Below are 11456 nucleotides of genomic sequence, written 5' to 3' on the forward strand. Positions count from 1 at the left end.
CGCAACCAGTCATCAAATATGCTGCGACTTCGACAGGTCGAATGACGGCAATGGGCTGCCCATGTCACTCTCAGGGATCACGGGATGATTGACCCTTTGGAGCGTTAGAGTTCGGATTGAATCTCACTAACGACACCGGTTTGCCCGACCGTTGTTTCGTGCGACCTGGTTTCCCCAACGCAACAGGTTTACATTGCAATCATCGCGGTCAATCACCACTTCGATAAAGCAAAGCCCATCGCGGCTATGTGCTTCTTTGATTGCAGTGTCCAACTCACCTTCTGTTGTTGCCTTGCAGCCCCATGCCTTGCCGTCGCCAGCACTGAATACATCGACCAGGCCAGCATAATTCCAGTTCTTGATGGTGTTATATGGACCGTCGTGGATCTCTACTTCGATCGTATAGCCACCATTGTTGATCAAAAATATGATCGGATCTGCATTGTATCGGATCATTGTCGAGATTTCTTGCGCGGTTAACTGGAATGATCCGTCGCCGATACACGAGACCAGCCTGCGACCCCTTTGGCCAAGCGCATACCCAAGCGTCGCTCCTACTGACCACCCGATTGAGCCGTATTGCATCTGGATTTCGAAACGCGCCCCTTCAGGCAGATCTATGTCGATGCCGTTGAACCAAGAGTCTCCTGTCTCAACAAGCAAGGTGCTATCACCATCAAGCATATTCTGAATGCGCGCAAACAACTGGCGCACTGCAATGGGTGTTTCGGCCGCGCCAGGTTGAGGTAAATGCCTGGGAGTTACCACTCGCTGAAAAGCTGCAATTGCTCCATTATTTGGAGTTAGATTGTCGGCCAAAGCGTCTAGAAACTCGCTCATACGAATATTGCTGAAATGTGTCTCTCCGAGTTGAACTGAGTTTGGGTCGATCATTACTGCTTTACCGGCGTCAAATCCCAGCTGATGGCCAGTCGTGGTGTAGTCAGTGAATACTGGCCCCACAAACAGCAGCGCATCCGCGGCATCAACGATCTCACCGCAGCCAGGTGTGCTGACAGGGCCCCAATAAATCCCCATGAAATTATCATTTGCTTCCGACAAGAAACTCTTGGCGTTCGGCATCGATGCTTGGGCGTAATCACTCGCAGTCGCGAGACGACGCAATGAGTTTTCTGCCTGAGCAGCGCGCACCTTGCTGCCGGCAACAAGAACCGGACGGTCCGCGGCATTCAAAAACTCAGACACTTCTTTGACGGCCGCCGCTAAGGAATTCGGGTCACTGGTCACCTGCCTCGCAAAACTGCGGGGTACGGGGGCCGATGTTTGTGCACCTGCGATGTTTGATGCGATCTCAATATACACCGGCTTTCGGCGCAACATTGCCGTGTCGATTGCCCGATCAATTGCCGCCGGAGCTAAAGAGGGGTGGTGTATTATTACCGCTTCTGCGGTGACACGGGAAAACACCTCACGCTGATAGCCGTAGTCAACTTCGCCCAATGTATGATGCAGATATTCCCATTCAGCCTCGGAATTCGTGTTGGGGCCACCTGATATGGCGATCATCGGAATGTCTTCCGCATAAGCGCCCGCAACCGCATTTAGCAGACTCAAACCACCTACAGAAAAAGTTACGACCGCTGCCGAAGGTCCTCCGGTCGCACGAGCATAACCATCCGCAGCATAACCCGCGTTGAGTTCGTTGCAGCAGCTGATCATTTGCAGATCAGGGTTGCTCAATAACTTATCAAGTAGAACCAAGTTGTAGTCGCCCGGCACGACGAAATAGTCCGAAATTCCAGCCTCTTGCAACCGCTTAGCCAAATATGACCCCACTGTCCAACGTTCTGACGTCATGTCGCGCGCTCCACTATGAATGCTAAAAATGTCTTTCAACTAGCCTAGGCGCGAAACCCGGATTCGCGCAACAGCGGTACCTTGCGAAGCACTAGGGTCAGGATGCATTGATTTTTGCTGCGCTGCGTGATTCACGGTTCCCAAAACGGAGCGGTGACATGAGAGACCTTTTTTGGCTAACCGACGAGCAGATGGCGAAGCTCGTCTCCTTCTTCCCGAAGTCGCACGGCAAGCCTCGGGTTGATGACAAACGGGTGTTGAGCGGGATTGTCTTCATCAATCGCAATGGGTTGCGCTGGCGAGACGCCCCTAGCGACTACGGGCCCCATAAGACGCTTTACAGCCGATGGAAGCGTTGGAGAGAGAAAGGCATCTTCGCGCGGATGATGGCCGGTCTCGCCGCCGGGCACGGCGAAAAGAAGACGGTCATGATCCCCTCTCATTGATTGCTTTGCAATCAACTGCCGGGCAGTGGACGCGACCTATCTAAAGGCACACCGCACCGCGACCAGTATGGTCGCGAAAAAGGGGGGCGTGGCCGCCTGATCGGCAGAACCAAGGGCGCCATGAACACCAAATTGCACGCCATCTGTGATAGCAAAGGGCGGCCTTTGAACCTCTTTGTCACCGCTGGCCAGGTTAGTGACTACATCGGTGCTCGGGCTCTGCTCAGCAGCATTCCAAACGTGGACTGGCTACTCGGTGATCGTGGCTATGACGCCGATTGGTTCCGAGAGGCGTTGAAAGACAAAGGGATACGCGCCTGCATCCCCGGCCGAAAGCAACGCAAGACGCCGGTAAAATACGACAAGCGCAGATACAAGCGGCGAAACCGCATCGAGATCATGTTTGGCAGGCTCAAGGATTGGAGGCGCGTGGCAACACGCTACGACCGTTGTCCAAAGGTCTACCTATCAGCCATCGCACTCGCGGCTCTAGTCATTTACTGGTTATGAATCCTGACCCTAAGGCGCTACTGGGTTACGGTTCGCGGCAAACCCATCCAAATGTTTGACGTGATGGCTGCTTTCAAACACGCCGGTGAGATGCAGGACCTTGCCGCAGGTCACGGTGAGGGCTGTAATTTCGAGGACGAAGACCGATCTAGCCAGGCTCGACGTCACATTCACCAAGCCATCATGTATGGCTTCCTGCGGTGCTTTGCGTCAACCTCAGTCGCTACGGTTATGCATTACGGTTTTGGACTGCACGCACCCTACGGGTTCTGGACCTTGCCTAAACTGTTCGGGATTTTTGGTGGTGTTTTGCTGACGGTGGGTTGCGGAGCCATGGCGTACCTCAAGCAAAAGTCCGACCGCGATCTCGGCGACCCCACAGCGTGGGGAGGTGATATCGGTTTTATCCTGCTGCTTGGGTTTGTCGGGCTTAGTGGGCTTGTTCTTTACATCCTCGGTTCAACGGCATTGATGCCTGCACTGCTTGCCATCCATCTGGGTTCGGTCCTGACATTTTTCCTTCTGACGCCCTATACAAAGATGGCTCATGGTTTCTATCGGCTTGCTGCCCTTATCAGGGATGCACAACACAAAAGAGATTTGCTGGCGGTCTGCTAAGAACCAGTCGTTCAGGTGCACGGTGACAGGAATTTGAACTAAATAGCTACAACAAGCGTTTTTCAAATGATCCCTCGTCTGACACCCACTTTCTTCGCGGAGAATGTGGCCAATCTACTGGTACCACAACGGTCAAGATATCAGTTTGAAACGCCTGCGCCACCATTGAGGCGAAAAGCGACTTTGATTGCAGCCAAAAAGTGTGGTGCTGTGACACAGGAGCAATAGGTAATAGTTGAGCTGGGTGATAACTGTAGTCTGAAAACTAAGGTCTGCTTTGGGGAAGCTGCATTGCGGCGTTGATAATCCCGATGGACGGCAGCTGTGGGCCGTCCACGTCGACCTGGTCATACCCTGAGCAAAGCAGTTCTCTGCGGCGCCGCAAGGCAGCGCTGAGCCCACTTTGACAGATGCTGCTAACGGTTCAAATTACGGCAACACGGAATTGAGCTCAGACCGGTCAGAAACAAAGCTTGTTTTGGTACATACGACGCCTGTCTTTCCGAACGTTCTGTGTGGATGGCTCCTACACAGCAACATATTTTTTGAGCTGATACGAGCGTCTGTCAGATGCAGTCGTGTGTCCGGCCTGTTTGCGCAGCGCACGCGGCTGCTGGCCCTGACCCCCTGTTCGAGTTGAACACTTTTGCGCAGCACCGAGAGGTTCGGCAGATAGGTTTGATCGCGCAAATCAACCCAGTCCTACCGAAAGCCATCCTTTTTACAGGTTTTTAACGCCGGTAAATCAGTCAACTCACTTCCCTGGCTTAAGGTCACGGTTCATATCACCACAGAACAAATCAACTGAACCAGCGAATGCCTGATCACCCCAACTGCGGTCTCGCAGCCTTAATCAGGTAACGATTGCATCCGAAACAACTCGGCCAAAATCGGATCGAAGCGCCGGTTTGGAACGTGCTCGACCAATATGTCGTCAATCTCTCCGCTGCGAAACAGCTCCACCAGCGTCTCATCAATTCGAATTCGAATATCGTCTGCCCCCATCGGGACAGCCAGCGCGTATGGCTCATAGCTCAGGCTTCTGAGGCCGATCTGCAGTTTGTTCTGCAGGTTCTGTGATCCTTCCAATATCGCCTCCAGAATTTCGCGATCGGCGATGTAGGCGTCCAGAATCCCACTTTCCAACTCCTGCACAGCGACATCATGGCTGGGAACACTTTTGAATTCGAAGTTCCAAGTGCTCCCACTGATCAGGTTGCCCGACTTCCATTTATTGTGGGTCGTCGTATCGCTCAGCAGACCGACGGTCAGCACCTCGTCGTTCTGGTCATTCTTTTCGGGAAGTTCACGGGGATAGAGTAGTGCGGTTCCTGTTACGAAGATGATCAGGCTGAATTCCATGTCCTTGCGACGATCCAACGTCATCGTGGTCGCTTCGCACAGCACATCACAGGTTTTGCCCAATTCCTCGAATCGATTTTCGACGCTGACCGCAATCAGTTGCGGATTGCTCTGCCCCATGTGTTCGCTTGCGCGCAAGCAGAGATCAACGCTAAATCCAGCCGGCTTTCCGGCATCGTCAATATAGGAAAACGGCGCGGCATCTTCGCGGTAACACAAAGCGAGGTCGTCACTGTCAGCCTTCGCCATCGCAGGCAATAACAACAACGCAACTGAAACGGCCCTTAACACGATGTGCATCCAGGAATAACGCTGCAATCCTTGGACCAGCCGCAGCATCCGCCGCAACAGCACCATACTTGCTCGTTCTGCGCTAACCGGATACTTGGCGCACCGCACGGAGAATACACACCGCCGCAAAAGGCGAGCGCAAGACCGGCGAGCGTAAGTCTGATCGGCAAATCTCTTGAAACTATCATGTTTCACAGGTCCCCTGTTGACGTTGCTTGCTTCTCATCTTGGCGCCGGTCTGAAAGACACTGGCCATGATCAGATGAGTGAGGTGATCGGCCATCGTTCCGATCGAAACACCCAGATTCTCGGCCGCTTCTTGGGTTTTGCCCTTTTGCCTAAGCGCCTGTCCCAGAACTGCGCGCCACATGCTGTATTCGTTGAAATCGCAAATCCGGAACAGCTTTCCGCCGTCCAGCCTTTGTTTGCGGACACGATCTGACGTTGTGCCGTACTTGTCCAGCAGGGCGTCGAACATCGCTTCGACCTTGACCACATTCAGCTCTAGCGGTCCGTTGGAAAATATCGGCGGATAATGGATGCGAAGCATGACTGGGTGAGATGGTGTCATACTGGCAGTGCATTCGACCACGAGTTCGATGTCGTGAAAAATCGGACCGTCATACAGCGAGTCGTAATCAGACCTTCCCATATGAGTGAGGTAGGTCCGGTAGTGAAACGCCTGTTGCCGGGTCGTGGTATCCAGTTCGATCTCGTCGCTGATATTGACCGGACCGTCACGTTCACGGCCCCTGCCGAGCCAGCCATAGGTCCTGTGGTCTTTGGGTACTTCCTGACCGCAGCTGATCTTGGTCAGGAACGTACCTTTGAAATTGAAGGCGCGCCGAATCACCCCATCAATGCGGCCATCCAGATGCGTCGGTGCCGTCGCCGACCAAAGCTTTCCAAACATGGCCTCGGCCAGGTCCTTGGTGACTGTCCTTACCGGCGCCGCCCGAATGATCCCATCCGGATCCCGAAAGCAATAGCGGAACCGGACCGGGTTCGGGAACTCTGCCCCACGACCGTACACATCGAGGTTTGGCTTGACACCCAACGCAAACAGATACGCCTGCCGCCTGCCGCAGGCGCTTTCATCTTCAAAGCTTGTCGGATAATCCGACGAGAACGGCCCGGGTTGTGCGGCGCCTGCCTCGTCCTGACGGCTGCGCAGAATCTCCCAATTGGCGTGTGCCTGCTGCATCACCTGAACTTCCGTGCTGTGTAGATATGACCACCGGCCGTTTAGATATGGCCAATGGCTGCCGGACGACTGGGACCATTGCAACGGAAGCTTTGCATCGCACTCGCTGTCGTTGGGTTTGCAAACCTGGTAAACAGCGTTTCCGTTGGCAAACACATAGGCGTCGTCTTCGGTGATCGGAGCAATCGCATCTTCAGATATAATAACCCGCAACCCATATTCGGTTTGAAAAATCGTGTGAACGTCGCCACCTATTTCAAGTTGTGACACCGGCCTCAGAACCAGCCCGATCGGGAAGAAGAGCGACTTGTTCACGCTTCTCGCCTTGCAATCCACCCACCGCGCAGGCCCGGTTGTGATGGTGACCCAATAAGGCGCTTGTTCCGCGAGTTGAGAATCCTTTAGCTGATCCGGTGTATCGCTCCCGAGATCTTGCCTAACCATCTGAAATAAATCTTGTTTTCTCTCATCCAGCTCTTGTGCGAATACAACGGTGCATGGATCTGGCTGTGCAAAAACAGTACGCCCCGGTATCACGAAAACGGACAGAACGGACAGTGAGAGTATGACAAAATACAGGTCTTTGAATATGTTTAAAACTCTAAATAGCATGTTGTATCTTTCTCTGATACACTCACACCTATAGCACGAACCCGACAATTTTTGAAGTCAGCACGCTGCGGGGACATTTTTTGGCAGCAGAAGAGACAACTGAACGACGTTGGATTTTGCCAAATTTCATTTGGCTGGCGCTTGTCCTGCTGACCTTTGTGATCTTGCATACGACAATTCTCAGAACCGCACTATCCCTGTTTGGGCTTCGACAGGATGTATCGCAGATCGTGCTGGTTAGGGACAGTTGCGGCAACGCATTCATGCCGCCGGTTGCGCTGACCCGCAGCGCGTCCGATTTCCCGATTTTTCGCAGCGCCTGCGATAAAGGGCGCGATACCCAGATCTGGTACACGATCCCACGCGGAAACCGGACGGGCTTGTTTCTAAACGAACGGCTTGTCGACGCCACCGATTTCAGTTCGACCAATCTGGGAAAAGCGACCCTGAGATTGCGCAAGGGCACCAACCGTCTCGTGGTTTTGGATGAAGGAAGCGAGGCGCGGCTGCCATTCGCCACGCAAATCGAATACCCGCGCTACACCCTTCCGGACAGGCGGGCGCAGGGCCTGATCCCTCCGGTAACACCAAACCCCACTTATCCAACATCCGAAATTTGGGTCGTATTGCCAGACGCCTATCGCGCAGAGCAGTCACTCGGCCTCTACAGAGCGGATGATGGGACCTTCTCGGTTGCGATCGCCTCTGATTGCGGGCTGCTACCGGGAACTGCGGAACAGGATGCCTGTTATCAACGCGCCAGCGAAAGCGGGGTCACCTCGTCAGGTTATGCGATCGCCGCCACTAAAAAAGAGGCCCCAACGGCGACGATACTAAAAAAGCTTTACCGCGAACTGACGATCCATCTAGAGCCAGATGCACTGAGATTGGAAATCAGGATCTGCCTGTCTAAGGATTTGCAGCTACAATCCACCTTCAAGGATGATCAGGACAATCTGACCCCACAGGAAGTGCTGCGCCGGGTTTTCGGTCTTTCAATCGAGAGAAGCGCGATGTTTCAGGTCGGGGATGCTCTGACCATGGCCAGGATCGTGCCCAGGCAGGGCGCGCTGGGTTGTTTCGCCTATGAAGGCGATATCGCGCTTGATATCGGACCCATAGTCTTTGATCCCGGTAACTTTCTCGCTATGCAAGGCGACCGGCTTACCATTGAGAACGCGGGCCCCCTGCTTGAATCGGAAGGGCCGTTGCCGGAAGCGCGCGTCGATGAGAACACGGTCGTTTGGAATGGTCGCTACGGTGAAACAAAGGGGCTGAGAATCTCCGATTGGGGCATCGCGGCGAGCGCTGCCAAAATAGAGTCCGCCAAGGCTGAAAACTCGTCTACGATCTTGTCGCTGGCCTTCCGTATCAGTGGAGAAGTTCCAGAAACGCTGCATGTTCTCTCATTGGGTCTCGCTGCCGCTTTGCCGGTTCTTGTGATCGCTCTGGTCGGCTATTTCGCGTTGCAAGGTGCGGACCGGACCATCTTGTTCCCGGTGATCGCTCTTTCGATCTACGTTGTGACGATCGCAGCCCAACCGCTCATGCTGTCGGCAGCGCAGTGGATCTTGTCGTTGTTTCCGGCGCTCAGGGCACCTGGCGGCGGCGTTCTCAGAGCGACCGCGATCGACTACATACCCTTGGGTGTTTTGGCGGCAACGCTCATGACCCCGGTTGCCCGCCACAAGATCGGCGGCACCAGTGGATTAAGAACGCAGGACAAGGCCTGGTTGGCTAGCTTCATACGCGCCATCGGATTTGTGGTTCTTGCCTCAGTGACGCTGACAATGTTGCGTCATCCGAACTGGATTGCAACGATCGAACAATCAGTTTCACAAGACACACGGCCGACAACAGCGCTCCTGCTGATGCTGACAATCTGGATTCTGGTCAGCACCGCATATGCCCGCTGGGCGCTGCGCCGGTTTCTCAGGAATACAGTTGATGAGCGTTCTGCCAAACCTGGCGCGCTGATCGGTGCGCTGATTGTTGTTATTCTGCCCGTTATCCCCGCCCTCACAGGCGCGACGGGTTTGATAGGAGCGTTGTCGGACACGCCGCATCCGGTTTTTGAACACTGGGGCGCAGCCAGGGTGCTGGGATTGTCCGCCATGCTGCTGCCCTGTCTGGGCTATCTTGCCGTAATGACTATCTTTGTGCACAGCTACTCTGTGGTGCTTCGCAGGGCATTGTCATACCCGCCCGAAGCACAGGTCAATTCGAACACCTTGAAGCTGTTTGCTATAGTACTGGCTACGATCCTGGCGGCTCCGGCATTCGGTCCGCTTGCTAATGGCTCAACGGCTTTTGGCAAGGCGACCCTGCAACTTCTTGTTCAGTTTCATGATATCGCCGTGCTAGCAGCATTGACCATCCCAGCAGTTTTGTTCTTCAGATGCGTACGCCGCGTCGAACCTGGCAGCGAATTCGCCAAAGATCCGTCGCTTGAACTGATGCTATCCGCGACGCTCGCGGGCTATGTGACCTCCATATCGGCCCATGACGGCGATTTTTTTGTGAATGCGCTGGCGGCGGCGGTGGCGGGATTTGGCGTCTACATGGTCGGATTGCAGCAAGACGTAATGAAACCGCCTTCCAGCTCGGTACGTGACAATCTCGGAAATCACCTCGTGGCTGCGATTGACGACAATGTTCTTTTGGACAAGCGCCTCACGCAGGAAGAAGTGCAATATGCCGAAGGTGAAATCGATTGGAACACATTTCAGCAAAGAAAGTCAGAGGTTGATAAGATCAGATCTCAAAAAGAAATCGCTCTGGGATGTGAACTGCGGGTCGCGAAAGCGCAACTTCTCAACAATGGACCAGGAGGTACGCCGCTTTCGAACGCAACACTGGGCATGGGGCTGGGCGTGATTTACGCTTTGCTTTTTGATGTCACCCGTGCCATCGAATTTGGCCCCATTGGTCAACATGGCGGCCAATGGTGGGTATGGTTGTTGCGCGGCGCAGATGCGACAGGAGTGGAACTTTCGATCTCTGAGGGCGGTGCGTTCTCCCAGCTTCAGTCCATCGTCCGTGCCTTGTTGTTCTGGCCGATTCTGGGCTTTGTGTTTGGGGGTCTGTTCCATCGGCTTCATGGTAACGACGGTTTTACCAAGGGCGCCGTATTATCAGCTATTCTTGTGATCCCTGTGGCGCTTGATGGGATGTGGAGCGGGGGGTCACAGATAGATCTGGAAACCTTCAAGATCCTGCTCAGCAGAATATTGTTGATCGGACTGTTTCTTCTGGCCGTTGGTGCACTCGCGTTCGATCTGGCGAGCATCCATCGTCAGGGCGCTTCATGGACATCCCTCAGATCAATCTACGGCGTTCCCGCACTGCTGAGCTACGCGACGATAATCGGTATCGCTTCAGCCCTTCAGAGCGCGTTTGCCCTGGTGACTCTGGCGGGCGCCAACTAGGTTCTATTGCAAAAATTGAGAGACCTGAGCCGAACGCCTCGGACCAGAGCCAACAATGCACTAAAGCACACAACTCTTACCTGCATGAACTATGCCAAACAGCAGCACACCATTGACGAGAAATACAGCCGAAACCATGTACCAAGTTTGTCGGCGTGCCTGTACGAGCTCTTCGAGCAGACCCTCAGCTCGACGATAGAATTCCATAACGGTGACAACTTCGCCGCTTACGACATTGCGGATCGGCACGTAGACGCCAAGCAACGGCAACTCTATTGATGCAACATCGGCCAAATCATGCAGTTGAATTACGTCGTACTCAGCGGCAACGTGCCCTTGCCAGGCTTGCGCCAGCGCAGCAGAGATCTGAAACTTTCGGTCTTCGAGCAAAGGATCAAACGAAGCGAGAACAGTCCCATCCCGCGCCCACACTTTGTAAGTAACAACGTGTGTCTGGAGTGCGCCATCAACGAAGACCCGACGTAATTCGTCTTTACCTTCTTCCGAGAATGAATCTGAAGTGGTTTGTAGGAATGAAAGTTGCGGAAGGAGGCTTTCAAAATAAAGCGCCGTCGCCGCACCGTAGTTTTCTGTGACACCGGCTTCAATTCGCTTGCTGGCCCATGATCCCAGTGTAAGAGCCACGCCCAATATAACAAAAAAGCCGAAAGCAAAGAACCTCATTGAGAGGGTGGATTGAGACAACACGTGTTTCAAACGCGGCAACATGTTGAACAACATGGCCATTTATTATTCACACCACAATCGACTTTGGTCTGAATGCTGATGCCAAGAGCGTCAGAGCAGTGATAACCGCCGTGCACAAAATTGATACTTCGACGCGAACCGGCGTCTATCTAAGCGGACATCTGATTTCCAAACACTAACGTCAGCAAAGTCTAAGGTTTGTGGCTGCTGTCAGCGTGAGCTGCAGCGGCGATAAATCTGACAAGGAGGAAAGCGCGGGCGGCTTTCGCTGCTATGGGGATAGTGGCTCGAGGCTTGGTTGGCGGATGCCATGACGCTTGAGGCTGACGACACCGATCCGTGCCGGCCAGCTGATCTTTCTGGGCCCATGCCGCGGGATCGTCATTTTGCTGTTGCCATTGGCCTGCTGCAACGTGGGTTTCGGTGGAGTGGCCGCAACGACTGGTCCGGTGCCTGCTG

General features: G+C 54.0%; 9 protein-coding genes. 4 read left to right on the forward strand and 5 right to left on the reverse strand.

What is annotated here, in order from left to right; translation table 11 throughout:
- Positions 1-126: 126 nt before the first annotated feature.
- Positions 127-1818 (reverse strand): thiamine pyrophosphate-binding protein, encoded by a 1692-nt coding sequence (locus D9K61_RS09030; protein ID WP_120632906.1) that lies wholly within the window; start codon positions 1816-1818, stop codon positions 127-129.
- Between the two features lie 158 nt (positions 1819-1976).
- On the opposite strand from D9K61_RS09030, the gene D9K61_RS27825 reads away from it, so the two are divergent.
- From D9K61_RS27825 to D9K61_RS09040, 3 genes are read left to right on the forward strand one after another with little or no spacing between them, the layout of a single operon-like run.
- Positions 1977-2264, forward strand: coding sequence for a transposase (locus D9K61_RS27825; protein ID WP_371688466.1), 288 nt, complete (start codon positions 1977-1979; stop codon positions 2262-2264).
- Positions 2265-2774 (forward strand): IS5 family transposase, encoded by a 510-nt coding sequence (locus tag D9K61_RS27830; protein ID WP_371688467.1) that lies wholly within the window; start codon positions 2265-2267, stop codon positions 2772-2774. It abuts the gene before it with no gap.
- A 51-nt stretch (positions 2775-2825) separates the two neighbouring features.
- Positions 2826-3392 carry a hypothetical protein gene (locus D9K61_RS09040; protein WP_120632907.1) on the forward strand — a complete coding sequence of 189 codons (567 nt, stop codon included), beginning with the start codon at positions 2826-2828 and terminating at the stop codon, positions 3390-3392.
- 849 nt (positions 3393-4241) lie between these two features.
- Here D9K61_RS09040 and D9K61_RS09045 read toward each other — a convergent pair.
- Together D9K61_RS09045 and D9K61_RS09050 are read right to left on the reverse strand one after the other, a co-directional pair.
- Positions 4242-5111, reverse strand: a complete 870-nt coding sequence (locus tag D9K61_RS09045; RefSeq protein WP_120632908.1) for a transporter substrate-binding domain-containing protein — start codon at positions 5109-5111, stop codon at positions 4242-4244.
- Between the two features lie 118 nt (positions 5112-5229).
- Positions 5230-6564: a hypothetical protein gene (locus tag D9K61_RS09050; RefSeq protein WP_162946818.1), complete on the reverse strand. Its 1335-nt coding sequence runs from the start codon at positions 6562-6564 to the stop codon at positions 5230-5232.
- 413 nt (positions 6565-6977) lie between these two features.
- Between D9K61_RS09050 and D9K61_RS09055 the strand changes: the two genes are divergently transcribed.
- Complete coding sequence (locus tag D9K61_RS09055) at positions 6978-10289, forward strand: hypothetical protein (protein ID WP_162946819.1); 3312 nt, start codon at positions 6978-6980, stop codon at positions 10287-10289.
- Between the two features lie 60 nt (positions 10290-10349).
- On the opposite strand, the gene D9K61_RS09060 is transcribed toward D9K61_RS09055, so the two are convergent.
- Positions 10350-11036 (reverse strand): hypothetical protein, encoded by a 687-nt coding sequence (locus D9K61_RS09060; protein WP_120632911.1) that lies wholly within the window; start codon positions 11034-11036, stop codon positions 10350-10352.
- A 232-nt stretch (positions 11037-11268) separates the two neighbouring features.
- Positions 11269-11456: hypothetical protein (locus D9K61_RS27290; protein WP_216825775.1), on the reverse strand; the 188-nt coding region annotated here is incomplete at its 5' end.

It is taken from the genome of Ruegeria sp. EL01 (genome assembly GCF_900313035.1).
Classification (GTDB): Bacteria; Pseudomonadota; Alphaproteobacteria; order Rhodobacterales; family Rhodobacteraceae; genus Ruegeria.